Here is a 25541-nt window from a genome sequence, read left to right as displayed (position 1 = left end):
CGACTTCCCAAGGGCGCCCATCGGCGCGCCGTCGTCACGGGCGACGGCCGGACTACTCGGTGTCGCCGTCGCGGAGGTGGTCCAACTCGGCGAGGTACATCGCCTGCAGGCGGTCGTGGTGCCGGACCAGCAGCCGGACCTCCTCGGCGCTGTAGCCCTCGACGAGCCGTTCCGCCCGCTCGGCGAAACGCTCGTACGGCCGCTCCAGGTCGGCGATCCGCTCCGGCCGTATGGTGACGACGACCCGCCGCCGGTCTGCCGGGTCGCGCTCGGCCGTCACGTAACCGGCCTGCTGGAGCCGGCGGAGCATGCTGGTGACCGCACCGGTGGTGAGGCTGGTCCGCTCGGCGATCTGCCCCGCGGTGGCGGAGCCGATGTCCGCCAGGTAGTCCAGGCACTCCAGGTCGCTCACGGCGAGGCCCAGCCGCTCCGCGATGGCGTACCGGAACACCATGGACAGCCGCGACGTCTCCCGCCCGGCGCGCATGAGGTCGGTGATCGCGGAGGCGCGGGCCGGATCGTGGGACATGCGGGCAATCATGCCTCCGGCACGGTGACCCGGTGCAGCCGAGGTAGCACGCGGGTCAGCACCCAGTGTGGCGCGGCCGCGCCCCCGGTGAGGCGGCGCATCAGTCCGGAGGCGGTGTCGACGGCGCGGAAGGCGTAGTCCGTCATCTCGTCCTGGTAGGCGGCGATCGCCTCCTCCGCCGAGGTGGCGCCCGCCCGCGCCTCGACCAGCCGGCGGCCGAGCAGGGCGGCGTCGCGGAGCGCGGTGTTGCCGCCGTGGGCGCCGAACGGTGGCATGACGTGTACGGCGTCACCCATCATCGTGGCCCGTGGCACCGCCCACCGGTGCGGCCGTCGGCCGGTGGCGAAGAGGTTGAGCACCGTGGCGTCCAGCTCGGCGGTGTCGACCAGGCGCCGGATGAGCGGATGGAAGTCCGTACTCAATCGGTCGGCCAGTTTCCACAGCGCCAGCAGGTTCCCGCGGACGTCGGCCGGCAGTTCCTCCTGCCGGAGCAGCAGGCCCCACATGACGTAGTCGTCGCCGCTGGGCGCGTAGTTGCCCGGGGCCAGGCGTGCGAACGCCGCCTGCGGGCTCTCGCCGAACCGCATGGAGGTGAAGAAGAAGGCGCTGCCGGGCCGGTCGGCGATGGCCAGGACCCCGCTGGTACGCAGTGCGTCGGGGATGACGCTCTCGCCGTTGCGCAGCAGGGGAGAGCGGCCGTAGATGCCCGCCATCGAGGTGTTCGCCGGGTCCGCGTCCGGCATGAGCTGCGGTCGCAGGGCCGAGCCGACGCCGTCCGCGCCCACCACGACGGTTGCCGCGGCGGCCTCGCCGTCGGAGAACCGCAGTCGAAGCCCTGCCGGGCCGCCGCTCTCCACCGCGACGGCGTCCTTGCCGTAGTGGATGCGCCCGTTCAACCCGGACTGCAGGATCGACCGCAGGGTCAGCCGGTCGACCTGGCGGGTCGCGCCCGGCTCGTCCTTGAACGTGATGGTGAAGGCGTCCCGCAGCCGGCTGTTGGTGAAGCGCAGGTGACCACCGGGCTCGTCGCCGGTGGCCAGCGCCAGGTGGTAGAGCGAGCGGGGCAGGCTCTCGCGAAGCGCCTCCAGCCCGTACCGGTCGAGAATGATCCGGTAACCCTGCCGCCGGATGAAGGGGCCCGGGTCCCGCTCGTAGACGTGCACGTCGATGCCGGCGCGCGTCAGGTACTGGGCGAGGCAGAGGCCGGAGAGGCCGGCGCCGGCGATCGCCACCGAGAAGTCCGTCGATGTGCTCATGCAATTACCTTAATCATTAAGATATTTGGGCAAGTGTCACTGTGAACAGTCACCTTGGACAGATACTCAAGTTGGTTGTATATTCGGCTCATGGGATCGGCTTCGCGTCCCGCGCTACGGGAACCGTCGTACTTCGTCCTCGCCGCTCTGCTCGGCGGGCCGCTCCACGGCTATGCCGTGATCAAGCGGGTCAAGGAGCTGTCCGACGGGCGGGTGACCCTCGCCGCCGGATCGCTGTACTCCGTGATCGACCGGCTGCTCGGCGAGGGCCTCGTCACCGCCGACGGTGAGGAGATCGTCAACGGGCGTGCCCGTCGCTACTACCGGCTCACCGACGAGGGCTGTCTCGTACTCACCGAAGAGGCCGACCGGCTCGCCCAGGCCGCCCGGGTGGTCATGGACCGCCTGCCGCGCCGGGTCCAATCGCAGGCAAGTGCCCGTCACCCTTCTACCGCGAGGATCAGACCAGCATGAGTTCCGATGTCCTGGAGAAGCGCTACCGGATGCTGCTGCGGGCCTACCCCGCCGACTACCGCCGCGAACGCGCCGACGAGCTGATCGACACGCTGATCGGCGACGAACCCACCACCCGCCGCCGGCCCAGCGCCCGGGAGGCGGCCTCGCTCGTCCGGGGCGGCCTGCGGGTGTACGGCGGCGGCGCCGCGCCCCGGCCCACCGCCGTGCTGTTCTGGCAGGGCATCCACCTCGGCGCCCTCGCGGTGCTGGCGCTGGGTGTCCTCATCGGCCTGGACGACATCGTCGAGGCGTTCCAGTTCGGCGGGCTCTCGGACCCCCTGACCGTCCTGCGGAATCAGGGCATCCACGAGATCGTGCTGATCGCCGCGCTGGTGGCGCTCGTCGCGGGCCGCGCCCGTACCGCCGCCGTTCTGGCGGTGACCGCGGCGGTGGTGCCGACCGTGATCTCGCAGTACCTGTTCCTCAACGGCCTGCCGCAGTGGTGGGCGCCGGTCGTCGCCGCGCCGCTGATCGTGCTGGGGCTGCGGCGCCCGGCGGACGTGCCGCCGGCGCCCCGGGCCAACGCCGTCCTGGTCACCGCCGGCATCCTCGCCCTGCATCTCATCCCCGCGGGCGGCCTCCGCATGGCCGACGCCGGTCCGCGGATCGTCGTCGCCGTCATGGTCGTCGCCGGGATTGCCGCATTCCTGTGGGTGGCCACGGCCGACCAGCGGCTGCTGATCGCCGTCGTCCCCACCCTCCTGCTGGGTACGCTCCACCAGTTGGACAACAGCGGGTTGACGGGGGAGTTGCTGCGCCGGCCGGACGCCCTGCCGTCCCTGGTCGTCGCGGTCCTGATGGCTGTCGTCGCGGTCGTGTCGACCCGGCAGCGGCAGCGCACCCGAGCCTGACCGGTCCACAACGGCGGCCGGCAGGGATCTGTAGCCGACTGTGGCACACGGCCACCGCACGTTCATCGGCGGTCCTCAGACCATCGATGAACGTGCGGTGGCCGTCCTCATGGCTCGCCACACCCAACGCCGAAGTCGAGCGACGCCGGAGTACTACGGCTTGCCTGTCAGTACAAGGTGCCCATCCCGGTAAGATCACCGCTTCGCTTGACTCGCTTATTCACTCCCGTGCCGAGCGTCGGGAACATCACCGGATAAGAGCTGCCCGTGTAGTGCGCCAAGCCAAAGCCGTGCCCAGCCTCATGCGTGGCAACGGAGATGAGGTCGAAACGCCCCGCAGGGACAGTCCCGGAAAGGCCGGTGAACCAGTTCGTGACCCGGTTGTTGAATGCTATGTCGACCTCCACCCTGAGGCCGGAGCCGTCGACCCACGAGTAGGTGGCTCCCAAGATGTCCGGATCAAATCCGGCCCATCCGACTACATTTCCGTTGTCCCTCGTTCCCCACGTGTAGCGGGTGGTTGACCCTCGATAGTCGGCGAAGGCGAACGTGTAGTACGTGCCGCATGCGGAAGAAGTGTCAGTTATGAATTGGAAGCCGTACTTGATGGCTTGAAGCGCGTCCGAGGCCGGCTGCGACCGGCTGTTGTAGGTCCACGGAAACACAGATTGCTGCCATACGCCGCCGCTGAAGTTGTATTCGTAGGAGCTTCCGCAGTACGCAGGCACAGCTGCGAGCCCAGATGACTGAGTCTTCGCTGCCCCGGCTGATTCTGGGTGCTTGGTGGCTGGTTCTGCGCGTTTGGCGAGGATGCGCTTGAGAGCGCCCGCTGTGGCAGTGGATCCAAGCGCGGGCGTCTCGTCGATCTGCAACGCCAGCTGACCGTCGGTCGCCCGATAGACAGAAGCAGCGCTCGGGCCCGTCGAGCCGGGCGTCCGCAGAACCTGCACGATGGCGACCATGCCTGGCTCCGGAACTGCAACCTCGAGACCCTCGGCGACTCGGACGACGGTGTCCGAAGCCAATTGGCAAGAAGTGCCGACCGACTTGATCTCGCTTGGTGACAAGGTTGAGCTGCATGGAATCTCGGCAGCGAACGACGGCGTCGTCGGCATCAAAGCGACCGCAGGCATCAAAGCGGTTAATGCGATTACGGTGCCAACTGACCTACTACGGCCTTCTTTTCGAGCCATGGAACACCCAACCCCCGTTGAGAGACATAGTCTTAAATTTTTGGATGTCTGGACACTGTACGAGGCCGGGTTCCCTTAGTCAAGATTCAGGTCCTTCGCCCGTGCGCGACAACTGGACAGGACGAGGCAGCAGGAAGCTCCTCAGTGCGGAAATTACGTCTGGTCGATCATGTGTCCACCCAGGAGCTTCGGCGGCACGAGCGACAGAGAGCTGTTCAGCGTGACGCTCCTGATAACCCCGTACGCGATGAGGCCGCCGCCTCCACCTGCCTTCGGGCGGACGGAGGCGGCGGCCTCTTTGGTCGTTTCCGCGCCGGCTGCCGCAGCATGCCCCGCGCGCCATCTCCGAGCGGCGGGCGCGTAGCTGGTCGACGTGGGCGGCGACGATCGCGGCCACCCGGCTCCTGCGGCGCGCCAACTGGCACCACCAGGTACCGGTCCGGGTCGGCGGTGCCGCCGGTTGAGCTACTGGATCACCGCAGCGCGCTGAAGAAGGCGCGCAGGTCGGCAGCGAGCAGGTCGGGCTCTTCCTGGGCGAAGAAGTGGCCGCCGACGGTGGGCTCGCGCCAGTGGGTGAGGTTGGCGTAGGTGCGTTCGGCGAACGACCGGGGCAGGCCGGCGTCCTCCACGCTGACCGTGATACCGGCGGGCACGGCGACGATCGGCAGTGGTGGGGCCAGGCGGTCGTCACGGTAGGGGCGGAAGGACGTGCCGATGCAGTTGGTCACCCAGTACAGCATCACGGTGGTCAGCAGTTCGTCGAAGCCGAACCGGCGGGAGATGTCGCCGCCGCAGTCGCTCCAGCGCTGGTACTTCTCGATGATCCATGCGGCCAGTCCGGACGGCGAGTCGCTCAGCGCGGCCGCAAGGGTGTCGGGCCGTGTCTCCTGGATGATTCCGTAGCCCCAGTCATCCTGGGCCTTCGCGTCGAGCATGGCGACGAACGCCTCCTCGGCTGGGCTGAGGTCGCCCCTGCGGTCCGCCGGCGGGAACTTGATGTGCTGCGAGAAGACCCCGATGACCCGATCTGCGTGGCGGGCGCCGAGCCACGTCGACACGCCGGACCCGATGTCGCCACCGTAGGCGCCGAAGCGGTCGTAGCCCAGACGGGTCATCAGCTCAGCCCACACGTCCGCGACAGCCGCCTCGGTCGTCGGGCCCTCGGCGAGTGGTCCGGAGAAGACGAAGCCCGGCAGGCTCGGTATGACGAGGTCGAAGTCTGCGAGCCGGGATACCAGGGGCAGCATCTCCGTGTACGTGCTGGGCCAGCCATGGGTCAGGATCAGCGCCGTGGCGTCGGGCGATGCCGAGCGGACATGAACGAAGTGGACCGGCGCGCCTCGGACCGTGGTGACGAACTGAGGGTGCCGATTGAGGGCACGCTCGACCGCACGCCAGTCGAATCCGTCGAGCCAGTACCGCACCAGATCTGCCAGGTACGCAGGGTCGGTGCCGGCGCCCCACGGCTCTCCTGGGGCGGCCGGCGCGAGCCTTGTCCGCGAGAGCCGAGCCCGCAGGTCGTCCAGGACGGCTTCGGGCACATCGATGTGGAAGGGCGTCACCTGATCATGATTCCATCGCAAGGAGTCACTCGGCAGCCGCCCGAATGGGCAGGCTGCAGACTCGATCTCCGATCCGGGCGAGACATCCCCGACACCGAGGTCCTCGTCGACGGCTACGCCTACGGCTCGTTGTCCATGACGGCCTACACCCTGGGCATGTCCTGTCCACCGGCTGCCGGCCGGGGCGGATCCCCGCAGCCACCGCCCGGGCTGCCGCCGGACGGCTCCAACATCTGCGGAAGCGCCGGCTGCTCGGTGGCACCATCGATGAAGCCGACCTGCATCAGCAGCGCGAACACGGTCAGCGCCGGGGCGGGCCGGTCCGCGAAGTCCGCTGCGTCAACTCGGTTGTGTGCCGCTGCTCGGCCTGGCAGCCTGGCTGCCTCGATCTGACGAGAGGCGGCCATGACGCGGACCTTCCTGCAGCCGGACGATCTGCACGACCTCGTGTCGGACCAGTTCGGCTCCGACCGGCGGCTCGCTGCCCTGGACCGGCTGACGGGCGGCACCAAGAAGGGCGTCTACCGGCTCCGGCTGGACGACCGGACAACAGTGATGCTGTACGTGTGGGCCGCGGACGAGAACTACTGGCCCCCGTCACCGACCATCCCGGACGACCCGTTCACCGATGCGTCGGGCGCGGATCTCTTCGCCGCCAGCCACGCGGCGCTCACCGCGGCAGGTGTGCGTGTCCCGCATCTGATGATGATCGACCGGGACGGCCGTCACCTCGACGCCGACGTCGCGCTCGTCGAGGACGCCGGCGCGCGACGGCTGGAGGCGGTGCTGGAACACGATCCGGCCACCGCCGCCAGGCCGCTGTCCGCGCTCGGCGATGCCCTGCGCCGCATGCACACCGCCTTCGGCCCGTACTACGGCAAGGTCGCGGCCGTCGCGCGAGGTGAGGCGTCCCAGACGCGGCGCGCGGAGGACGTTGTCGTCGACCGGGCGCTCGGCCACCTCGACGCGGCAGCGGCCCGCGACGCCCGGCTGGCCGACGCCCATCACCGGATCGCCGCCCACGTACGCCGTCTCAGGAGCGCGGTCACCCCGCGCGTGGAGTACGGGCTGGTGCACGGTGAACTCGGCCCGGATCACGTGCTCGTCACGCCGGCCGGCGAGGCCGTCATGATCGATTTCGAGGGGCTGACGTACTTCGATGTCGAATGGGATCATGCCTGGCTGCAGATGCGCTTCGGCGAAGCGTATTCGGCGCTGCGTCCGGTCGATCTCGATCCCCACCGGCTGGAGCTCTACCGGTACGCGCAGACGTTGTCCCTGATCGAAGGGCCACTGCGGATCGCGGACACCGACTTCCCGGACCGGAAGTGGATGCTCGACCTGGCCGAGTGGAACATCACCAAGGCGCTCGCCGCGACCTGACGGCAGCCTCAGTCGGCCGGACCGACGTGTGCCGCGAGCAGGCGCCACCCCTCGTCCTCGTCGAGGATCCATGTGCGCGTGTAGCGGACCCGGGCGAGAAACGGCTCGCCGGCGAGGGTGCCCTCCACGGTGCCGAGGAACCACGTCACACCGGTGCCGCCGGCCACGAGGACCGCCAGGTCCTCCTCGTCCACCCGGGTCATCGTCTGCTGCCCGGATCGGTGCACGTGCAGGTCGTCCTGCTTGGAGTAGAGGCGGCCGTCCGGCCCGGTGAACACGAGCCGGTCATCGATCAACCGATCCAGCGCCGCGACGTCGGAGGACAGTTGGGCACGTTGAAGACGCCGTTCGGCGGCGCGTAGAGCTTCGACGCCGGGGAGATCCGCGCCGCCGTTCCCCGTGGGGTGATCATCGGTGTCCATTGACGACAACGTAACAGCGATTATCCGGGAGCGCTGACCGCCTGTACTGGTCAGCGGGGACGGCGGGTTCGCCGGTCAGCGCTTGGCGACGGTGAGCAGCACCGCCGAGTCCTCGAGCGCCTCCAACGTGTGCCGGCGGTCCGGCACGATCAGCAGATCGCCGGGTGCGCCGTCCCAGGACGTCTCGCCGGCGCCGAGCCGGACCCGGCCGTGCAGCACGTGGACGGTGGCCTCGCCGGGGTTCTCGTGCTCGCCGAGCGCCTGGCCGGCGGTCAGCGCGATCATCGTCTGGCGGAGCCTGTGCTCGTGGCCGCCGTAGACGGTGGAGCTGCTGCGGCCGCTGGAGGAGGCGTGCGCGAGCTTGAGCTGTTCGCGGGCCAGTGCGGTCAGGGATGACTTCTGCACGAGGGTCACCTGCTCACGGCATGGTGGCTTTCGGGGCGCCCTTGCCCGGGTCGATCCGGGTCGGACCGGCGGCCGAGGGCCGGATGTCGAAGTCGAAGATCTCGGTGGGCAGGTAGACGGTCGCGCAGGAGTTGGGGATGTCCACCACGCCGGAGAGCCGGCCCTCGATCGGTGCGGCGCCGAGCAGCAGGTACGCCTGTTCGGGCTGGTAGCCGAAGCGGGTCAGGTAGTCGATGGCGTGCAGGCACGCGCGCTGGTAGGCGAGCTGCGAGTCGAGGTACCGCTGTTCGCCGTCGAGGGTGACCGAGAGCCCGGAGAAGGCCAGCCACTGGGAGTACTGCGGCGGCGTGTCACCCGGCATGAAGATCGTGTTCTCGGCGACGCCGTACGTCTGCATGCCGTTCTTGATCAGGTCGACGTGCAGGTCGACGAAGCCGCCCATCTCGATGGCGCCGCAGAAGGTGATCTCTCCGTCGCCCTGGGAGAAGTGCAGGTCGCCGAGGGACAGGTTGGCGCCCGGCACGAACACCGGGTAGAAGACCCGGCTGCCGACGGTGAAGTTCTTGATGTCCTGGTTCCCGCCGTTCTCCCGGGGCGGCGCGGTTCGCGCCGCCTCCGCGGCCACCCGGTCGAAGTCGGCGCCGGTGAGGCTGCCGAGGATCGCGTCCTGCGGCTCGGGAGGCAGGGCCAGGGGCGGCACCCGGTCGGGTGCGGTGGCGATCAGCGCCCCCTCCCGCTGGTTCCAGGTCGCGAGCAGCGACGCGGACGGGGCGGTGCCCATCAGTCCCGGGTGGGCGATCCCGGTGAACGAGACCCCGGGGATGTGCCGGGAGGTGGCCTTGCGGCCGGTGAAGTCCCAGACCGCCTTGTACGCGTCGGGGAACTGTTCGGTGAGGAAGCCGCCGCCGTTGCCGGTGGGGAAGATGCCCGTGTAACCCCAGCCCTGACCGGCCAGCGGACCGGACTCCTGCGGGATCGGGCCCATGTCGAGGATGTCGACCATGAGCAGGTCGCCCGGCTCGGCGCCCTCGACGGCGAACGGGCCGCTGAGCGCGTGGACCCGGGTCAGCGGAGCGTCCCGGATGTCCTCGGCGGAGTCGTCGTTGTGGATCGCGCCGTCGAACCACTCGCGGCAGTGGACGCGGAACGACTGTCCGGGCCGTACCGTCGCCACGGGCGGGATGTCGGGATGCCAGCGGTTGTGCCCGACCTTCTCCTGGTCGGTGAACCTCTTCGTGGAGTCGAGGGGGAACAGCAGTTCAGGCACGGTCTTGAGCCCTTCTCGTGGTCACCATCGGGGCAGTCGGGCGTGGGCCGGGTTCGTCGAGCGGCGCGCCGGGCGACGGCCGGGCACCTGCCCGACCACCTCCGGCTGTTCCGCGCTGCGTTCGGTCCGGTCGATGGCCTCGCGCAGCGCCGCCGGCGTGCGGGTGAGCCGGGGCGCGGAGAACACCCGGGTCGCCGGGCCGTCACATCGGGGGCAGCTCGTCGACGGGCCCGCGGTGCCGACGGGCATCACGACGTCGAAGCTGCCGTCCTGCGGGCAGCGGTACTCGAAGGTGGCCATCGCCGATTCCCGTCCAGCCTTCGTGTGTGCGGTGGCCGTTCCGCAGCGGCTCACCCTGTCTCTCCGATTGTGGCTGATTGCTCAGATAGGCGGCGCAAAACGACGAATCAGGCAAAGGTGGTGCCTTGGTCGCCGGGTTGCCGCCCCGACCGAGGTGTGGGATACGTTGGCGATCATCGATGCGTTGGCGGCATCGTCGGCGTATGGCTGCCGTCTCCTCGTCCTCACTTCTGCGCCGTCTGCGGCCGGGTCTGCCGGCGGCCGTCGTGGTGTCCACGGCGGTGCTCGGCGCCGCCCTGACCGCGGTGCCGCCGGCGGGCGCCGGCGCCGCGTACCCCGCTGTCGCACCGGCGCCCGGCGGGGCCGCGGCGCCCGTCGCGGACCCGACCGGGACCGTCTCGCCGCCCACGTCGACGCCCAGCACGCCCAGCACCACGCCGTTCCCGCCGAGCCCGCCCACGAACCTGACCGCCACCCAGGTGCGGACCACCTCGGTCACCCTCACCTGGACGGCCGCCACGCGCGGCTGCTGCCCGGTCGTCGGGTACGACATCACCTACTACCAGGCGTTCGACGACGTGATCTACAGCCTCAGCCTCGGCGACGTCACCACCACCACGATCACCAACTACATCCAGCCGGGCCGGCAGTACTCGTTCCGGGTGTCGGCCCGCGACGGCGACGGCCGCCGCTCGGCCGCCACCGACGCGCTGACTGTGGTCACCCCGGTGACCGACACCGGCCCGGACACCACCCCGCCGAGCGCGCCGCAGAACCTCACAGTCGGCGAGGTGACCGGCTCCACCGCCACGCTGTCCTGGGCACCGTCGACCGACAACGTCGGCGTGCTCGGGTACAACGTCTACCGGTTCGACGGCTGGTTCACCTCGACGCTCGTCGCCACCGTGCCGGGGACCACGTACACCGGGCCGCTGCCCCCGTCGACGCCGCTGCGCACCCTGTACTACGTGCGGGCCCGGGACGCCGCCGGCAACGTGTCGATCGCCTCCAACACCGTCACCGTGCCCACGACGACCACTCCGCCACCACCGCCGCCCTCGACCTGCCGGGTGACCTACCGGAACCAGTCCGAGTGGGCCGGCGGCTTCGTGGCCACGGTGACGGTCCAGAACACCGGGACGGCGGCGGTCGACGGCTGGATCGTCACGTTCGGCTTCCCCGGCGACCAGCAGATCACCAACGCGTGGAACGCCACGGTCGGGCAGGCCGGCGCCACGGTGACCGCCCGCAACGTCGACTGGAACCGCGTCATCGCCCCGGACGGATCCGCGACCTTCGGCTTCCAGGGACGGTGGGGCGCCAGCGACGCGCCGCCGACCGGCTTCTCGCTCAACGGCGCCCCCTGCACAGTCGGCTGAGAGGAAGTCCTGTGACCACACGCCACCGCCGCCGCGCCCTGGCCGGGGCCGTCACGGCCGTCGTCCTCGCCCTCACCACCACGATCGGGGGTACGCCGGCGCCCGTCGCCGCCGCGAACACGCTGAGCATGCGGGGCGCGGACGTCTCGTCGTTGCAGCGCAGCCTGGACCTGGGGGCGAAGTACTACGACGCGGGCGGGGTCGCCCGTGACCCGCTGGACATCCTCAGGTCCGCCGGCGTCAACTACGTCCGGCTGCGCGTCTGGAACAACCCGGCCAGCGGCTACAACAACAAGAGCAAGGTGCTGGTCCAGGCGAGAGCGGCCAAGGCGAAGGGCCTCAAGGTCCTCATCGACTTCCACTACTCCGACACCTGGGCCGACCCCGGCAAGCAGTACAAGCCGGCCGCCTGGGCCGGCCACAGCCTGAACCAGCTGCGCAACGACGTGTACGCCTTCACGTACGACGTCTGCGCCGCCCTGCGCGGGCAGGGCACGCTGCCGGACAGCGTGCAGATCGGCAACGAGATCAACGTCGGGATGCTGTGGAACGAGGGGAAGGTCGTCAACAACGACTTCGCCCCGCTGGCCGGCCTGCTGAAGCAGGGCTACAACGCGGTGAAGGCCTGCGGCGGCGGCATCCAGGTCATGATCCACACCGCCAACGCCGACAGCAACGCCAACGCCCGCTGGTTCTACGATGGCATCCGCGCCCAGGGCGTGCAGTGGGACATGACCGCGCTGTCGTACTACTGCATGTGGCACGGCAGCCTGGCGAACCTCTACAACAACATCGTCGACCTGCGGAACCGCTACGGGAAGCCGGTGGTGATCGTGGAGACCGCGTACCCGTTCACCCGGGACGACGCGGACGGCCAGCCGAACGTCATCGGCGACGTCACCTGCGACGGGATCAGCGCGACCTGGGCCGGGCAGGCCCAGCAGTTCGACTGGGTCCAGAACACCGCCCGCAACGCCGGCGCCATCGGGGTCTTCTACTGGGAGCCGACCTGGTACGCCGTCCCCGGCAACGGCTGGGACCCGGCGAACATCAACGGCACCGGGAACGGCTGGGACAACATGGCCGTCTTCGACTGGTCCGGGCGGGTGAACCCGGGGGTGCGCTGGACGCCGTGACCGGCCGCCGGCCGCACCCCGGGTGCACCCGCCTGCTCATCGCCTGAAGAGGCGGCCTATCGAGTCGCGCCGGCCCCAGGCGACGAACACGAACAGGAAGAACAGCACCACCGGGGTGATGACCAGCGCGCCGCCGTCCAGGATGAACGCCTGGGTGATGGCGGCGCCGACCATGAGCAGCGCCAGCCCGACGGCGGCCAGGCCGGCGAGCCGCGGCACCAGCAGCCCGATGCCACCGGCCAGCTCCACCAGGCCGATGAAGTAGCGGAACCAGGGCGCTGCGCCCATGTCCTCGAAGGACTGGACGGTGTTCGTCTCGCCGAACAACTTGGGGCCGGCCGAGGCGACGATGAAGAAGACGCCGAGGAAACCCTGGAGCACCCACAGCGTGCGGTGCAGCCCACGGGCGACGGGCGGGGGAGTGGTGTCGACAACGCTCATGGCTCTCGTCCTCCTGAAGAATCAGCTGGTGCATCCGAACGGATGCACCAGCTGAGACCGGCCGGGACATGTGAACTCATCGGTGATCCGGCGGACCGCTACCAGGCCTTGCCGCGGATCGGGGGCACGTCGAGATCACGCTCGCCGCCCCGGTGCTCGGCGAGCAGCCGCCGGCGGATCGAACGCCAGGCGACGCGCTCCTGGCGGCGGCCGAGCCTGCGGCAGGCCTGGAACGTGCAGAGCCGGCAGCCGCAGAGGTTGGGCGCCTGCGCCGACACCTCGCGGTGGCAGCGGGTGCGGATCCACTCGGGCGCGGCGAGGAACTCGGCCAGATCGCAGGCGCCCAGGTGGTGCCGGTGGATGTCGGTGAACCAGCGGCGCAGGTACGGATCCCGCTGCTGCACACGCTCGGGTCGGTGGATGTCGGTACGGGCCATGTGACGACCGCCCTTCCGGCCGCCCGCGCACCATGCGCGGGACTAACGCCTCTCTGGCATGCCGGTCACCTCCCGTCGCCGGTGGACGCCCCCATTCTGCTGATCATGGATCGGGCCAGGCATCCGATTTCCGGGGCCGCCCAATGGGTCGATCAGGCCGTACCATCGCCCGGTGAAGCTGCGCCGCCGGCTCGTCGCCGCGTCTCTGCTGCTGGCGGTGGAGACGATGGCGCTCGCGCTGCTCGTCACCGAGTCCCTGACGGGTGCGATCGCCGCCGCCGGCCTCACCTGCCTGTCGTTGTGGCTGCACCTCGCCCTGCACGAGGGCGGCCACCTCGTCGCGGCGAAGCTGCTGCGCCTGCCGGTCGTCGCGGTCCACATCGCGCCCTTCACCGGATGGCGCAACGAGGTGTCGGTCCGGCCGTCGGCGTCGATGCCGGCGTTGCCGCTGCGGATGGCGCTGTTCCATCTCGGCGGCCCGGTGGCGAACCTGGGCGCCGCCGCGGCGCTCGTCGTCGTGGCGACGCACACGGCAACGGTGTCGACGTGCCTGGCGCTGTTCAGCGCCGCGTTCGTCGGAGCGCTGCTCGGCCTGGGCAACCTCGTTCCGGGGAGTTCGCCCCGCAGTGACGGCCGCAACCTGCTCCGCTGGCTCGGGGCTCCGGCGGCCGCGCGTGCCGGACTGCGGGCGTACTACCACCAGGACTTGCGACGGACCGCCGAGGACTGTCCGAAGATCATCGGGAGTCCGCCCGGGCGGTAGCGCGGTCGCGGCTCAGCCGAGCGGGCCGGTCACCGCGGTCACCGTGCCGCCGGGCAGGAAGCCGGAACGGCCGTGCCCGCCGTGCGCCACCGGGCCGGGCAGCGAGACCGCGGCCGCCGCGTACATCCGGGCCGGCCCGGCGGGTGAGCCGCCCTGCCAGGCCAGGTAACCGGAGACGGTGGCGGGTTCGCCGGGGAAACGGCGGGCCAGCTCCGCGACGTACCGGGACACCGGCTCCGCGCGTGGGTCGAACCGGAGCGCGAGCATCTGCCCGGTCGCGGGGCGCAGCACCGCGGCGGTGAGCAGCCAGGGCGCCAGATAGGTGCCGGCCGCCGCGCCCGGCCCCCGCGCGGCGTCGCGCAGCGCCGCCTCCGCCCCGGCCCAGCCGGTGACCACGAGCGTCGGATGCCGTCCGGACCCCGGGGGTACGACACGCAGTCCGGCGCGGCGCGCGGCGTCGGTGACGGCGGCGACCGCCGCGACGGAGCGGGCCGAGGAGTCGCCCACGACGCTGAGGGCGCCCTCGGCCCGGGGCACGAGGAAGGCGACTGTGGCGTCGAGGTCCTCGCGGTCACCGGAGGTGAGGGCGTCCGCGGGGCAGCGCGACAGCGGCTGCGGGTCGTCCCGCAGGAGCACGCCGAGGGCCGCGCTGACGCACTCCGGCCCGTCCGGACCGCGCAGGTCGGGACCGGGCGCGTCGGCCGCCCCGGCGTCCAGCCGAATCACGGCCTGGCGTCCGCCGTACGCGACGTGCAGCCGGCTCGGGCCGGGCGGAAGGTGTACGAGGGCCCAGCCGTTGGTGGCACCGGGCAGCCGGCCGGCGGGGGAGAGGCGGTCCGCCCGCGTCCCGACCGAGACTCCCTCCGCGCCGACGTGCACGAGGTTCCAGCCGGGCCGCTGCGGCGCCACCACCAGCGGGAGGCCCCGGCCGCCGTTGTCCACTGCGACCAGCAGCGGCGCGCCGGGGCGGCCGGGCGGCGCGGGCAGCGCCACGGCGGTCGCGGTGGCGGCGACGATGACGACCGCGGGCAGCACGACCGCCTGTCCCCGCAGCAACGCCCGGTCCGGCTGCCGTCGGCGTCGCAGGCCGGCGCCCAGGCCCACGGCTCCGGCCACGGCGACCGCAAGGCAGACCCAGCGTGCCGGGCCGGCCCATCCGGGGCCTTCCGGGCCGAGGGCGGCGTGGTCGGTACCGAGCCGCACCGCGCCGGCCGCCGCCTCGGCGGTGGCGGCGGCGAGCATCCAGGGCGCCGCCCGGTGGGCGACGCGCCGCCGGGCCGAGTCCGCGCCGAGCACTGTGGCGACGCCGCCCAGCAGCACCGCGGCGGCGAGCCCGTGCCCGGCGGCGGCCGTCGCCTCCGCGACTGTCGCGGTGGGCAGCGCCAGCAGGCCGGCCCCGGCGGACACGAGCAGAGCCAGGGGTACGCCGACCGCGCGCCGCCCGGCGCACCCGGGCAGGGCGAGGCAGGCCGCCGCGAGCACGAGCGTTCCGGCGGCGGGGGCGTCCCCGCCCAGGCCGAGGGTGAGCAGGTGCGCGACGGCGGCGGTCACCGCCGGGGCGGTGAGGCGGCGGGGCGCCGGGGCGGCGAGCGGTCGCAGCAGCACAAGCCCGGCCGTGGTGGCCGTCGCGGCGAGGGCGAGCAGCGCGGCGAACCCGGTGGCGGCCGGCGCGACACCGCCGCCGTCCGCGGCGTGGGCCGGCCCCGCCGCCAGCAGCGTGGCCGCCACTGCGGCGAGGGCCGCGCCGGTGAGCCGTCCGGCCGATCGGGGTACGCCCCGGCGACCGTCGGCGGTACGCGGTGTCGCGGTGCGGTCGGGCACTCGTGTCTCCTCGGCTGTCACACGGGTCGATCGGCCGGGTCGGCAACCGGGGGATACGTGTTGGCGGCGTACCAGTCGCCGCGGCCCCGCGGCAGCAGGTCGAGCACGTTCCACACCGGGGAGAGCAGGTCGATGCCGCGCTCGGTGCCGTCGACGAAGTTGGCCGGCTGGCTGTAGAAGTGCCGGACGCCGTCGCCGTCGCGGACCAGCACGCTGACCATCGGGCGCTGGTCGCCGTTCGGGTGCTCGGCGCGCAGGTCGGCGTTGAAGTCGGTGCCGTGGCTGGAGAGCAGCCGCAGGCCGGCCCAGCCGCGCCGGGCGCCCCAGGCGCGCAGCTTCTCCGCCGGGGCCTTGCCGACCACCACGAACGCGGTGTGCTGCTGGAGGTGGTGGGCGACGCCGTGGAACCCGTCCACCCACATCGAGCACATCGGGCAGGCGGCGTCGGCGTCCGGGTGGAACATCAGGTGGTAGACGAGGAGCGTGCGGTGCGCGCCGAAGAGCGCGGACAGCCGGACGGGGTGCAACGGGCCGGGCGCGGTCAGGTCGGCCGGTCCCTCGGTGAGCGCGACGTCGGCCACCGGCGCGCCGAGCGGCAGCTCCCGCCGGGCGGCGGCGACCTGTTCGATCTGGTCACACAGGCGGCGTTCGGCCTCGGCGAGGCGCAGCCGCGCGGCCACGTATCCGGCGTCGGCGCCGTCCGGCCACATCGGCAGCGCCGGCGCGCTCGCGTCCTCAGTCATCCTCTCGTCCTTCCTCGACCCGCGCTAACGCCGGCCGTTCGCTATAGGATATAGAAGTGATCAACGGGTAGGTGCCGACAAAGGGGGTACGCGCGTGACGGAGACGACCGCGCCACCAGGGCTGCCGCAGCACGGCCGGTTCGCCACCGCCGACCCCGACGCCGACATCCACGAGTGGCTCGCCGACTGGCGCCGCCAGGCCCCGATGCGTGTGGACGTCGTGCCCCTGGCCGGCCTGCGCGGCTGGCGTCAGGACGCCGACACCGGAGTCCTGGCCCACCGCAGCGGCCGGTTCTTCCGGGTGGAAGGGCTCTCCGTCGAGGTGCCGGGCGCGGCCGTGCCCCGCTGGGACCAGCCGGTGCTGCACCAGCCGGAGGTGGGTATCCTCGGGCTGCTCGCCCGCCGCGACGGCGACACGCTGCGGGTGCTGGTGCAGGCCAAGGCGGAGCCCGGCAACCAGGACGGCCACCAGCTCGCGCCCACCGTCCAGGCCACCCGGAGCAACTGGACCGGCGTCCACGGCGGCCGCCCGGTGCCGTTCCTGCATCACTTCCGCGACCCGGACCCGCGCCGGGTGCTCGTGGACGTCCGCCAGTCCGAGCACGGGTCCTGGTTCCTGCGCAAACGCAACCGCAACATGGTGGTCCTCACCGACGAGGACATCGTGCCGCCGCCCGGGTTCCGCTGGCTCAGCCTCGCCCAGCTGCACCGGCTCCTGCGCCACGACGACCTGGTCAACATGGACATCCGTACCGTGCTCTCGTGCCTGCCGGCGGAGCTGACGGCCCGGGCGGCCGGCCCGGCCGGGGACGCCTTCACGGCCGCGCTGCGCCGCTCCTGCCGGCCCGGGCCGGGCAGCCGGCACCACACCGGCGAGCTGCTGCACTGGATCACCGACGTCCGCAGCCGGACCGAGGTGGACGCCGACCGGACGGCGCTGCGCGGACAGGCGGCGTGGCATCTCGGCGAGGTCTCCCTGCGACACGACAGTGGGCTGTTCTTCGAGGTCATCGGCGTGGACGTGGACGCCGAGGGGCGCGAGGTGGCGAGCTGGTCGCAGCCGATGCTGCGGCCCTGCGGCCAGGGGGTGGTGGCGTTCCTGGCCACCCGTCTCGACGGTGTGCTGCACGTGCTGGCGCACGCCCGGGTCGAACCGGGCTTCGTCGACGTGGTGGAACTGGCGCCGACGGTCCAGTGCACGCCCGCCACGCTCGACTACCTGCCCGCCGCCGCGCGTCCGCCCTTCCTGGACCAGGTGCTCGGCGCGCCGCCGGAGCGGGTCCGGTTCCGCGCGCTCCTCTCCGAGGAGGGCGGACGGCTCTACCGGGCCCGTAGCAGCTATCTGGTGGTGGAGACCGACGACGTCGACCTGGAGAGCGACCAGTACCGCTGGGTGACGCTGCACCAGCTCTCGGAACTGCTGCGGCACAGCAACTACGTGAACGTCTCGGCCCGCAGCCTGATCGCCTGCCTGCGCGGGCTGCTGGACGCCGGCTGAGCGGGCGGACCGGGTCGCGCCCGGTCCGCCCGCCGCGACGGCGGTCAGTCGCCGAAGCCGGTCGGGTGGGCGTCGCCGACCGCGTTGAGCAGCACACCCTGCTCCAGCAGCGCCTTGCAGGCGCAGAGCACCATGGTGAACCCGCCCATCGAGTCGATCGCCTTCGCCACGGCCTGGTCGGCGCTGCCGGCGAAGCCGGTCTCGGTGACCCGGACCAGCGTCGTGTCACCCTCGCCCGGCAGGAACCGCCACTCGAGCTGGGTGGGGGACTCCGGGTCCCACTCGGCCAGGATGCGGCTGTTCTTCTCGACGTCCTTGACCGTGACGACGGTGGAGACGCCGTACATCTCCCAGTCCCAGGTGACGGTGGCGCCGGGTTCGAGCCGGCCGCTGCTCTTGGTGAACCAGAACTTCGTCGTCACCGCCGGGTCCGCGAACGCCTCGAAGACCTCGGCGGCGGGCCTGCGGATGAGCATCTGCGCGGTGACGGCAGGCGGTTGAGTCAAACGGTCGCTGTCCACGGGGTAGCCGTGTTCCCTTCTCGTGTCATCGGCACTGCGTACAAACGGTGGCGGGGTCAGGCCCGCCGGCGGTACAGGAACATGGAGAGCGGGGCGAAGACGGCCACCAGCGCCGCGCAGCCGACCAGCGCCGCGCCTACCTCACCGGCGGTCGCCGTGCCGTGGGCCAGGCCGCGCGCGGCGGTGACCGTCAACGCGAACGGGTTCAGGCCGACCACGGCCTGCAGCCAGCCGGGAAGCGTCTCCTGCGGCACGAAGAAGTTGCTGACGAACGACACCGGGAAGACGATCGCCTGGCAGGCGCTCAGCGCGGCGGTCGGTGACTTCAGGGCGAGCCCGAAGACCACGTACACCCAGGAGAAGGAGAAGACGAAGACCAGGGTGATCAGGATCGTGGCGAGGACGCCGAGCACGCCACCGTCGGGCCGGAAGCCGACCGCGAGCCCGACCGCCACGGCGACCGCGCAGCCGACGACGTAGAGCACGTTGTTGCCGAGCAGGGTGCCGACGATCGCGGCGGGCCGCCAGATGGCCAGCGCGCGGAAGCGGTCGGTCACCTCCCGGGAGTTGTCCAGGTTGACCACCGCGCCGATCCGCATGCTGATCATGATCCCGGTGAACACCACGATGCCCGGGATGTAGAACTGCATGTAGCTCGACGTCGAACCGGCCAGCGCGCCGCCGAACAGGAAGCCGAAGACGAGCGTGAACATGACCGGCACGCCGAGCGCCTCGAGGATCTGCGTCGGGTCGCGGCGTACCTTCTGCACCGCCCGCCACGCGAAGGTCAGCGTGGACGACAGCGCGCCGGGACGTGCCGGCCGCGCCGCGGACGGCGCCGAGGCGCCACGGCCGGTGCCGGTCTCCACCATGCTGCTCACGCCGCCTCCTCGGTCTCGGTCCGCGAGCCGTCCGCCCGATGCCCGGTGAGGGCGAGGAACACCTGGTCCAGGGTGGCGTGGCCGAAGGCGTACTCGGCCAGGCCGACGCCGGCCCCGGTGAGGGCGGCCAGCGCCCGGGTGGCCTCCTCCTCGGCCGCGACCTGCGCGGTCAGCTCCATCCGGTCGGCGCCGGCGTGCACCGCCGTGCCCAGCGCCTCCGCCAGCATCCGCTCTGCCGTCTCCCGCTGCCCGGCGTCGCGCAACCGCACCCGCAGCACGCTCGCACCGATCGACCGCTTCAGCTCCACCGGCGTGCCCTCGGCGATGACCCGGCCGTGGTCGACGACCGCGATCCGGTCGGCGAGCTGGTCGGCCTCGTCGAGATACTGCGTGGTGAGCAGGACGGTGGCGCCCTCGCCGACCATGCCCCGGACGAGTTCCCACACCTGGTTGCGGCTGTGCGGGTCCAGCCCGGTGGTCGGCTCGTCGAGGAACATCAGGTCGGGTGTCACGATCATGCTGCTGGCGATGTCGAGCCGACGGCGCATGCCGCCGGAGTAGGTCCGCACCAGCCGGGCGGCGGCCTCCTCCAGGCCGAACGTGGCGAGCAGCTCCTCGGCGCGGCGGCGGGCCGCGCTCCAGGAGAAGCCGCGTAGCCGGGAGAGCAGGACGAGATTGTCCCGGCCGGACAGTTCCTCGTCGACCGACGAGTATTGCCCGGTCAGCCCGATCCGGTCGCGGATCGCCCCGGCCTCGCGCACCACGTCGTGGCCGAGCACGCGGACCTCGCCGCTGTCGGGCGGGACGAGCGTGGCGAGGGTGCGGACGATCGTCGTCTTCCCGGCGCCGTTGGGGCCGAGCACGCCGAACACGCTTCCGGCCGACACGCGCAGATCGATCCCGTCGAGCGCGCGCACCTCGCCGTAGGATTTGCGCAATCGTGTGATCTCGATGGCGGGAGTGTCGGTCTGCTGTGCGGACAACCCAGCCGTACGCGACATTGTGTTCACAAACATATAGTAGCAGGACGTTTCGCTCCGGTCACGCCTCTTGATCCGCGCGTCGCGCGCGTTCCGCCACCACGTGATCGTCGCATGGACACCCGTCGGTCGATAGCTATAACATTCTCAAGCAGCAACTTGCCGCCGAGAGTGGAGGAGCGGACGTGTCCACACGCGAGCTGACCGAAATCGACGAGGTAGCGGAGATCTACGACGACGGTGCCTGGGCCGTCGAGGTGCTCGGCGGAAACATCCACTTCGGATGGTGGGAGGACGACGACGACCGCACGCCCTTCCTGGAGGCCATCAACCGGTTCACCGACATCGTCGGCGACCGCCTCGGGCTGCGCCCCGGCGATCGGCTGCTGGACGTCGGCTGCGGCGCCGGCGAGCCGGCCATCCGGCTCGGCCAGCGCAGCGACGCCGACATCACCGGCATCACCAACAGCGCCGAGCACCTCAAGCGGGCCCGGGAACGGGTCAACGAGTCCGGGCTGCGCGGCCAGGTCCGCTTCGAGCTCGGCGACGCCGCCGCGCTGAGCTACCCCGACGCCTCCTTCGACAAGGTGCTCGCCTTCGAGTCCCTGGTGCACGCGCAGGACCGCCGGCAGTGGCTCGCCGAGATCCGCCGCGTACTCAAGCCCGGCGGCCGGCTCGTGCTCACCGACCTCGCCGAGGACGCCCCGCTCACCGAGCGGGACCGGCAGATCCTCACCGACTTCACCCTCGCCCCGCCCGGCCCGCCGATGGCCGCGTTCGACCTGGTCCGCGACGCCGGATTCGTGGTGGACGAGTTCCTCAGCTGCGGCGACAAGATCAGCCGTTCGTTCCCCGCCTACCACGAGCGGGTGCAGCAGCGGCGCGACACGCTCGCCGCCGCGCACGGCGCCGAGAAGATCGACGCCTTCCTCGCCGAGATGCCGGCCGTGCTCGACGTCCTGCGGACCAAGGTCGGGTGCGTCGTCATCGCCGCCCACAAGCCGCGCTGACCCGCCCGGCACCGGTGACCGGAAGGAGCAGGCAGATGACCGCCCCCGCCGTCACCGGCTGCCGGATCTGCGGCGGCCCGGTGACCGAGATGCTCGACCTCGGCCGCCAGCCCCTCTCCGACGCGTTCCCCCGCCCGGCCGACCTCGACGGCGAGTTCTTCTACCGCCTCGCGGTGGGCCGGTGCGCCGACTGCACGATGGTCCAGCTCGTCGAGGAGGTGCCGCGCGAGCGGATGTTCCACCACGACTACCCGTACCGCTCGTCGCTGTCGTCGGTGATGCGCGCGCACTTCACCGGCACCGGCCGGGAACTGCTCGCCACCGAGCTGACCCGGCCCGGCGCGTTCTGCGTCGAGCTGGGCTGCAACGACGGGGTGATGCTGCGGACCGTGGCCGCGGCCGGCGTACGCCACCTCGGCTTCGAGCCGTCCGCCGGGGTGGCCGAGCTGGCCCGTGGGCAGGGCGTACGGGTGCGTACCGACTTCTTCGAGGAGGAGACCGCCGCCGACGTGCTCGCCACCGACGGGCCGGCCGACGTCATCTACGCCGCCAACACGATCTGCCACCTGCCCTACCTGGACTCGGTGCTGCGCGGCGCGCGGCTGCTGCTCGCCCCCGGCGGCGTCCTCGTCTTCGAGGACCCGTACCTCGGCGACATCCTCGCCCGGACCGCCTTCGACCAGATCTACGACGAGCACTTCTACTACTTCACCGCCCACTCGGTACGGGCCGCCGCGGCCCGCTTCGGGCTGGAGCTCGTGGACGTGCGGCGGCTCCCGGTGCACGGCGGCGAGGTGCGCTACACGCTCGCCCGCGCCGGGGCGCGTACCCCGTCCCCGGCCGTCGCCGACCTGCTGCGCCAGGAACGGGAGCAGGGAGTGACCGGGGAGGCGGCGCTGCGCCGGTTCGCCGCCGCCGTCGCGCGTACCCGGTCCGAGCTGGTCGCGCTGCTGCGCTCGCTGAGAGAGGAGGGCCGCACCGTCGCGGCCTACGGGGCCACCGCGAAGAGCGCCACCGTCACCAACTACTGCGGGCTCGGGCCGGAGCTGATCTCGTACGTCTGCGACACCACCCCGGCCAAGCAGGGCCGGCTGACCCCGGGCGCGCACATCCCGGTCCGCCCGCCCGAGGCATTCGCCGACCCGTACCCGGACTACGCGGTGCTCTTCGCCTGGAACCACGCCGAGGAGATCATGGCGAAGGAGACCGGCTTCCGGGCCGCCGGCGGCCGGTGGATCCACTACGTGCCCACCGTGCGCGTACGGTGACGGCATCGGTGGCGCGCGGCTTCTACCGCGCCGGATACCCGGAGATCTACGACCTGGTGATGCGGCACCGGGGCCGCGACCACATCGCCGAGGCCGCCACGCTCGCCCGGACGGTCCGGCGCCGGAACCCGGCCGCCGCCTCGCTGCTCGACGTGGCCTGCGGCACCGGGCTGCACCTGGAGCACCTGCGGACCCACTTCGCCCCGGTGACCGGCGTGGACCTGTCCGCGGAGATGCTGGCCCGAGCCGGTGCCCGGGTGCCGGACGTGGCCCTGCACGAGGGCGACATGCGCGACCTGGACCTGGCCGACACCTTCGACGTGGTGGTCTGCCTCTTCGCGGTGCCGCACCTGCGCGGCGCCGCCGAACTGGACCGGACCGTCGCACGGCTGGCCGCCCACCTGACGCCGGGCGGCGTGCTGGCGGTCGAGCCCTGGTACACGCCGGAGACGTTCGTCCCCGGCTACGTGGCCCGCGACATGGTGCAGGAGCAGGACCGGGTGGTGGTCCGGCTGTCCCACTCGACGTGGCTCGACGACGCGCGCGACCGGATCCGGATGACAGTGCACCAGGCGTACGCCGACCCGGAGGCCGGTATCCGGCACGACACCGCGACGACCGATCTGACGCTGTTCCGGCCGCAGCACTTCGCCGCCGCGTTCGCCCGGGCCGGGCTCGCCGCCGCGCACGTCACGGCGCCGCCGTTCCGGTGGGGCCTGTGGATCGCCCGGCCCGCAGGTGCGCGGTGACCGGCGACCGGCCTCGCGTGGTCGTGCTCGGCGGCACCGGGTTCGTCGGCGCCCATGTCGCGGACGCCTTCGCCGACGCCGGCCACGACGTGCTCACGGTGGCCCGCCGCGCCCCGGCCGGCGACCGGCACCGGTTCACCGCGCTCGACCTCGGCGGCACCGGTCCGGGGACGCTGGCGCGGCTGCTGGACGCCGAGGACCCGGTCGCCGTGGTCGACTCCACCGGCAGCAGCTGGGGACTGGACCCCGGCCGGATGGCGGAGCGCTGCACCCGGCTCAGCGCGCTGCTGCTCGACGCGCTGCGCCGCGCCGCCTGCCGCCCCCGGCTGGTCCATCTCGGCTCGGTGCTGGAGTACGGGCAGCCGGTCGCGCCGGCCGATCCGCGCCGTACGCCCGCGCCGGACACCGCGTACGGCCGGGCGAAACTGGCCGCGACCCGGGCCGTGCTGGCGGCGGCCGACGCCGGTGAGGTCGACGCGGTGGTGCTGCGGCTGGTGAACGCGCTCGGCCCGGGGCTGCCCGCGACCAGCCTGCTGGGCCGGGTCGCCGCCGCGCTGGCGCCGGCCGCGCGGGCCGGCGTCGCCGCGCGGGTGACGCTCGCCCCGCTGGAGGCCCGGCGTGACTTCGTCGACGTCCGGGACGCCGCCGAGGCCGTGCTGGCCGCCGCCGGGCGCCCGGTGACCGGCCGCGTCCTCGACATCGGCCGCGGCGAGGCGGTGCCGGTGCGGACGCTGGTCCGGCTCCTGGTGCAGGTCAGCGGGGTGCAGGCGACAGTGGTGGAGCGTGCCGGCCCGGCCGGCTGGCGGGCCGGGACCCGGTGGTCGTGCGTCGACCCGGCGCCCGCCGCGGCGGCCCTCGGCTGGCGGCCGCGCCGCGACCTGCGCCGGGCGGTCACCGACTTCTGGCACGACGAGCTGCGCCGCTACTCCGGCGACGGGGAGCCGGCGGCGGCGGGGCCGCCGCGTCAGCGGGCGCCGTAGCGCCGGCGGGGAATCGACAGGTGGCGCGACCGGCGTCACCGGCTCGGCGGTACGGCGTCGGCCGTGCCGCCGCGACGACAGGGAGGGCAGGAGTCATGCGCGTACTGTTCATGCCGGGTCCGGCCATCGGCCACGCGTTCCCGCTGGTACCGCTCGGGTGGGCGTTCCGCGCCGCCGGGCACGAGGTCGTCTTCGTCACCGCCGGTGACGCGCTGGCGGTGGCCCGGGCCGGGCTGCCGGTCCTGGACGCCGTGCCCGGACGCACCACCTCGGACATGCAGGCGCAGTTCATCCGCGACGTGCCGCGCCTGTTCGAGCCGATCGGCGCCGACCCGATCGCGGAGATGGAGGAACGCAAGCCGTACATCGTGTCGGCCTGGGACCCGTTCGTCGACGCCCACGTCGCGCTCGGCGAGTGGGTCCAGCCGGACCTGGTGGTGTACGACCCGATCTTCGCGGTCGGCCCGGTCGTCGCCGCCCGGCTGAAGGTGCCGGCGGTGGCGCACAGCCTCGGGCTGGCCCGGTTCACCCCCGACCTGCTGCGCGAGCTGCCCGGCGCGGTGGCGATGCGCCGGCACGGGGTGACGCTGCCCGAGGGCATCCGGACCGTCGACATCGCCCCGCCCAGCCTGGTCGAGGGCGGACCGGCCGACATCTCCATGCGCTACGTGCCGTACAACGGCGGCGGGGTGCTGCCCGACTGGCTGCGGGAACCGGTCGCCCGGCCCCGGATCGCCGTCACGTTCGGCACGCTCGGCGGGCCGGACCGGTTCGCCGCCGGCATCGCGCGGGTGCTCGCCGCCGCGCCCGGGCTGGACGCCGAGTTCGTGCTGGCGATCGGGGAGTCGGCCGCTCCGGCCGACCTGCCGCCGAACGTGCGGACCACCGGCTGGGTGCCGCTGAACCAGTTGCTGCGCGGCTGCGCCGCCGCGATCCACCATGGCGGCGACGGCACGACGCTGACCTGCGCCGCGCTCGGCGTCCGCCAGCTGGTGCTGCCCGGCTCGCCGGACGAGCTGGTCACCGGCGAGCTGCTGCGCGGCCGGGGGCTGGCGCACGTGCTGGGCTCGGTGGACGAGCTGGACGCCGCCGCGATCGGCCGGCTGCTCACCGACGCGGAGCTGGGCCGGGTGACCGGCGAGGTGCGGGCCGAGATCGCGGCGCTGCCGTCCCCGGCCGAGGTGGTGCCCCGGCTGGCCGCGGCGGTGTGAGCGCGGCGGCGGGCGGCTCGTCGCCGCCCGCCGCCCGTT

At 72.4% G+C, this 25541-nt stretch carries 27 protein-coding genes; 12 read left to right on the top strand and 15 right to left on the bottom strand.

What is annotated here, in order from left to right; translation table 11 throughout:
* Positions 1–52: 52 nt before the first annotated feature.
* Together A8711_RS08445 and A8711_RS08440 are read right to left on the bottom strand one after the other, a co-directional pair.
* The gene (locus A8711_RS08445; protein ID WP_231915556.1) at positions 53–529 is read right to left on the bottom strand and encodes a MarR family transcriptional regulator; all 477 of its coding nucleotides are present in this window, start codon (positions 527–529) and stop codon (positions 53–55) included.
* Positions 530–537: 8 nt separating this feature from the next.
* Entirely contained in the window at positions 538–1785 is a 1248-nt protein-coding gene (locus A8711_RS08440; RefSeq protein WP_043325312.1) for an NAD(P)/FAD-dependent oxidoreductase, read from the bottom strand.
* Between the two features lie 90 nt (positions 1786–1875).
* Between A8711_RS08440 and A8711_RS08435 the strand changes: the two genes are divergently transcribed.
* Positions 1876–2259: a PadR family transcriptional regulator gene (locus tag A8711_RS08435; RefSeq protein ID WP_043325311.1), complete on the top strand. Its 384-nt coding sequence runs from the start codon at positions 1876–1878 to the stop codon at positions 2257–2259.
* Positions 2256–3152, top strand: coding sequence for a hypothetical protein (locus tag A8711_RS08430; RefSeq protein ID WP_069087887.1), 897 nt, complete (start codon positions 2256–2258; stop codon positions 3150–3152). Before A8711_RS08435 ends, A8711_RS08430 begins: the two co-directional genes overlap by 4 nt.
* 167 nt (positions 3153–3319) lie before the next feature.
* Here A8711_RS08430 and A8711_RS31955 read toward each other — a convergent pair whose 3' ends face one another.
* Both A8711_RS31955 and A8711_RS08420 read right to left on the bottom strand, forming a co-directional pair.
* On the bottom strand, positions 3320–4267 hold the full coding sequence (locus tag A8711_RS31955; RefSeq protein WP_124778781.1) for a matrixin family metalloprotease: 948 nt from the start codon (positions 4265–4267) through the stop codon (positions 3320–3322).
* A gap of 551 nt (positions 4268–4818) precedes the next feature.
* On the bottom strand, positions 4819–5907 hold the full coding sequence (locus A8711_RS08420) for an epoxide hydrolase family protein (protein WP_064447354.1): 1089 nt from the start codon (positions 5905–5907) through the stop codon (positions 4819–4821).
* 405 nt (positions 5908–6312) lie between these two features.
* Between A8711_RS08420 and A8711_RS08410 the strand changes: the two genes are divergently transcribed.
* Positions 6313–7290 carry a phosphotransferase family protein gene (locus A8711_RS08410; protein WP_069087885.1) on the top strand — a complete coding sequence of 326 codons (978 nt, stop codon included), beginning with the start codon at positions 6313–6315 and terminating at the stop codon, positions 7288–7290.
* Between the two features lie 8 nt (positions 7291–7298).
* On the opposite strand, the gene A8711_RS08405 is transcribed toward A8711_RS08410, so the two are convergent.
* From A8711_RS08405 to A8711_RS08390, 4 genes are all read right to left on the bottom strand, one after another.
* Complete coding sequence (locus tag A8711_RS08405) at positions 7299–7712, bottom strand: nuclear transport factor 2 family protein (protein ID WP_064447356.1); 414 nt, start codon at positions 7710–7712, stop codon at positions 7299–7301.
* Positions 7713–7787: 75 nt separating this feature from the next.
* On the bottom strand, positions 7788–8117 hold the full coding sequence (locus A8711_RS08400) for a cupin domain-containing protein (RefSeq protein WP_069087926.1): 330 nt from the start codon (positions 8115–8117) through the stop codon (positions 7788–7790).
* A gap of 13 nt (positions 8118–8130) precedes the next feature.
* Complete coding sequence (gene fmdA, locus A8711_RS08395; RefSeq protein ID WP_069087884.1) at positions 8131–9384, bottom strand: formamidase; 1254 nt, start codon at positions 9382–9384, stop codon at positions 8131–8133.
* 21 nt (positions 9385–9405) lie between these two features.
* Positions 9406–9684, bottom strand: a complete 279-nt coding sequence (locus A8711_RS08390; RefSeq protein ID WP_069087883.1) for a zinc ribbon domain-containing protein — start codon at positions 9682–9684, stop codon at positions 9406–9408.
* Positions 9685–9887: 203 nt separating this feature from the next.
* On the opposite strand from A8711_RS08390, the gene A8711_RS08385 reads away from it, so the two are divergent.
* Both A8711_RS08385 and A8711_RS08380 read left to right on the top strand, forming a co-directional pair.
* On the top strand, positions 9888–11063 hold the full coding sequence (locus A8711_RS08385; RefSeq protein WP_064447358.1) for a cellulose binding domain-containing protein: 1176 nt from the start codon (positions 9888–9890) through the stop codon (positions 11061–11063).
* Between the two features lie 11 nt (positions 11064–11074).
* On the top strand, positions 11075–12199 hold the full coding sequence (locus A8711_RS08380) for a glycosyl hydrolase 53 family protein (protein ID WP_069087882.1): 1125 nt from the start codon (positions 11075–11077) through the stop codon (positions 12197–12199).
* 36 nt (positions 12200–12235) lie between these two features.
* Here A8711_RS08380 and A8711_RS08375 read toward each other — a convergent pair whose 3' ends face one another.
* Positions 12236–12640, bottom strand: coding sequence for a DoxX family protein (locus A8711_RS08375; RefSeq protein WP_069087881.1), 405 nt, complete (start codon positions 12638–12640; stop codon positions 12236–12238).
* A 98-nt stretch (positions 12641–12738) separates the two neighbouring features.
* The gene (locus tag A8711_RS08370; RefSeq protein WP_069087880.1) at positions 12739–13077 is read right to left on the bottom strand and encodes a hypothetical protein; all 339 of its coding nucleotides are present in this window, start codon (positions 13075–13077) and stop codon (positions 12739–12741) included.
* 172 nt (positions 13078–13249) lie between these two features.
* Here A8711_RS08370 and A8711_RS08365 point away from each other — a divergent pair, with 172 nt between their 5' ends.
* Positions 13250–13840, top strand: coding sequence for a hypothetical protein (locus A8711_RS08365; protein WP_233607694.1), 591 nt, complete (start codon positions 13250–13252; stop codon positions 13838–13840).
* A 12-nt stretch (positions 13841–13852) separates the two neighbouring features.
* Here the strand turns inward: A8711_RS08365 and A8711_RS08360 are convergent, their stop codons facing one another.
* Positions 13853–15661: a hypothetical protein gene (locus A8711_RS08360; RefSeq protein ID WP_069087879.1), complete on the bottom strand. Its 1809-nt coding sequence runs from the start codon at positions 15659–15661 to the stop codon at positions 13853–13855.
* 17 nt (positions 15662–15678) lie between these two features.
* Entirely contained in the window at positions 15679–16404 is a 726-nt protein-coding gene (locus A8711_RS08355) for a DUF899 family protein (RefSeq protein WP_069087878.1), read from the bottom strand.
* A gap of 94 nt (positions 16405–16498) precedes the next feature.
* On the opposite strand from A8711_RS08355, the gene A8711_RS08350 reads away from it, so the two are divergent.
* Positions 16499–17902: an NDP-hexose 2,3-dehydratase family protein gene (locus A8711_RS08350; RefSeq protein ID WP_064447364.1), complete on the top strand. Its 1404-nt coding sequence runs from the start codon at positions 16499–16501 to the stop codon at positions 17900–17902.
* A gap of 44 nt (positions 17903–17946) precedes the next feature.
* On the opposite strand, the gene A8711_RS08345 is transcribed toward A8711_RS08350, so the two are convergent.
* The 3 genes from A8711_RS08345 to A8711_RS08335 all read right to left on the bottom strand — a co-directional run bounded on the left by A8711_RS08345 (position 17947) and on the right by A8711_RS08335 (position 20305).
* Positions 17947–18378, bottom strand: coding sequence for an SRPBCC family protein (locus A8711_RS08345; RefSeq protein ID WP_176722772.1), 432 nt, complete (start codon positions 18376–18378; stop codon positions 17947–17949).
* A gap of 101 nt (positions 18379–18479) precedes the next feature.
* The gene (locus tag A8711_RS08340) at positions 18480–19295 is read right to left on the bottom strand and encodes an ABC transporter permease (protein ID WP_205798118.1); all 816 of its coding nucleotides are present in this window, start codon (positions 19293–19295) and stop codon (positions 18480–18482) included.
* 5 nt (positions 19296–19300) lie between these two features.
* A complete protein-coding gene (locus A8711_RS08335) occupies positions 19301–20305 on the bottom strand; it encodes an ATP-binding cassette domain-containing protein (protein WP_051611109.1) in 1005 nt (334 codons plus the stop codon).
* Between the two features lie 164 nt (positions 20306–20469).
* Between A8711_RS08335 and A8711_RS08330 the strand changes: the two genes are divergently transcribed.
* The 5 genes from A8711_RS08330 to A8711_RS08310 all read left to right on the top strand — a co-directional run bounded on the left by A8711_RS08330 (position 20470) and on the right by A8711_RS08310 (position 25502).
* Complete coding sequence (locus tag A8711_RS08330) at positions 20470–21294, top strand: cyclopropane-fatty-acyl-phospholipid synthase family protein (RefSeq protein WP_043325280.1); 825 nt, start codon at positions 20470–20472, stop codon at positions 21292–21294.
* 35 nt (positions 21295–21329) lie between these two features.
* Positions 21330–22562: a class I SAM-dependent methyltransferase gene (locus A8711_RS08325; RefSeq protein WP_069087877.1), complete on the top strand. Its 1233-nt coding sequence runs from the start codon at positions 21330–21332 to the stop codon at positions 22560–22562.
* Positions 22559–23311: a trans-aconitate 2-methyltransferase gene (locus tag A8711_RS08320; protein ID WP_233514704.1), complete on the top strand. Its 753-nt coding sequence runs from the start codon at positions 22559–22561 to the stop codon at positions 23309–23311. Before A8711_RS08325 ends, A8711_RS08320 begins: the two co-directional genes overlap by 4 nt.
* Positions 23308–24291 carry an NAD(P)-dependent oxidoreductase gene (locus A8711_RS08315; RefSeq protein WP_069087876.1) on the top strand — a complete coding sequence of 328 codons (984 nt, stop codon included), beginning with the start codon at positions 23308–23310 and terminating at the stop codon, positions 24289–24291. The genes A8711_RS08320 and A8711_RS08315 overlap by 4 nt, the downstream gene beginning before the upstream one ends.
* A 95-nt stretch (positions 24292–24386) precedes the next feature.
* Complete coding sequence (locus A8711_RS08310) at positions 24387–25502, top strand: nucleotide disphospho-sugar-binding domain-containing protein (protein ID WP_069087875.1); 1116 nt, start codon at positions 24387–24389, stop codon at positions 25500–25502.
* The last annotated feature ends 39 nt before the right edge of the window (positions 25503–25541 follow it).

Source organism: Micromonospora sp. II (assembly GCF_001709195.1).
Classification (GTDB): Bacteria; Actinomycetota; Actinomycetes; order Mycobacteriales; family Micromonosporaceae; genus Micromonospora; species Micromonospora chalcea.
Note: the sequence above shows the minus strand (reverse complement) of the source record. Positions and strands in the feature narration are given on the sequence as shown.

Coding starts and splice junctions, on each gene's coding strand:
- A8711_RS08345 (WP_176722772.1), bottom strand. CDS start 18,378: ATGCTCATCCGCAGGCCCGCCGCCGAGGTCTTCGAGGCGTTCGCGGAC.
- A8711_RS08390 (WP_069087883.1), bottom strand. CDS start 9,684: ATGGCCACCTTCGAGTACCGCTGCCCGCAGGACGGCAGCTTCGACGTC.
- A8711_RS08385 (WP_064447358.1), top strand. CDS start 9,888: ATGGCTGCCGTCTCCTCGTCCTCACTTCTGCGCCGTCTGCGGCCGGGT.
- A8711_RS08440 (WP_043325312.1), bottom strand. CDS start 1,785: ATGAGCACATCGACGGACTTCTCGGTGGCGATCGCCGGCGCCGGCCTC.
- A8711_RS08340 (WP_205798118.1), bottom strand. CDS start 19,295: ATGGTGGAGACCGGCACCGGCCGTGGCGCCTCGGCGCCGTCCGCGGCG.
- A8711_RS08325 (WP_069087877.1), top strand. CDS start 21,330: ATGACCGCCCCCGCCGTCACCGGCTGCCGGATCTGCGGCGGCCCGGTG.
- A8711_RS08375 (WP_069087881.1), bottom strand. CDS start 12,640: ATGAGCGTTGTCGACACCACTCCCCCGCCCGTCGCCCGTGGGCTGCAC.
- A8711_RS08370 (WP_069087880.1), bottom strand. CDS start 13,077: ATGGCCCGTACCGACATCCACCGACCCGAGCGTGTGCAGCAGCGGGAT.
- A8711_RS08410 (WP_069087885.1), top strand. CDS start 6,313: ATGACGCGGACCTTCCTGCAGCCGGACGATCTGCACGACCTCGTGTCG.
- A8711_RS08335 (WP_051611109.1), bottom strand. CDS start 20,305: ATGTCGCGTACGGCTGGGTTGTCCGCACAGCAGACCGACACTCCCGCC.
- A8711_RS08405 (WP_064447356.1), bottom strand. CDS start 7,712: ATGGACACCGATGATCACCCCACGGGGAACGGCGGCGCGGATCTCCCC.
- A8711_RS08445 (WP_231915556.1), bottom strand. CDS start 529: ATGTCCCACGATCCGGCCCGCGCCTCCGCGATCACCGACCTCATGCGC.
- A8711_RS08430 (WP_069087887.1), top strand. CDS start 2,256: ATGAGTTCCGATGTCCTGGAGAAGCGCTACCGGATGCTGCTGCGGGCC.
- A8711_RS08310 (WP_069087875.1), top strand. CDS start 24,387: ATGCGCGTACTGTTCATGCCGGGTCCGGCCATCGGCCACGCGTTCCCG.
- A8711_RS08435 (WP_043325311.1), top strand. CDS start 1,876: ATGGGATCGGCTTCGCGTCCCGCGCTACGGGAACCGTCGTACTTCGTC.
- A8711_RS08355 (WP_069087878.1), bottom strand. CDS start 16,404: ATGACTGAGGACGCGAGCGCGCCGGCGCTGCCGATGTGGCCGGACGGC.
- A8711_RS31955 (WP_124778781.1), bottom strand. CDS start 4,267: ATGCCGACGACGCCGTCGTTCGCTGCCGAGATTCCATGCAGCTCAACC.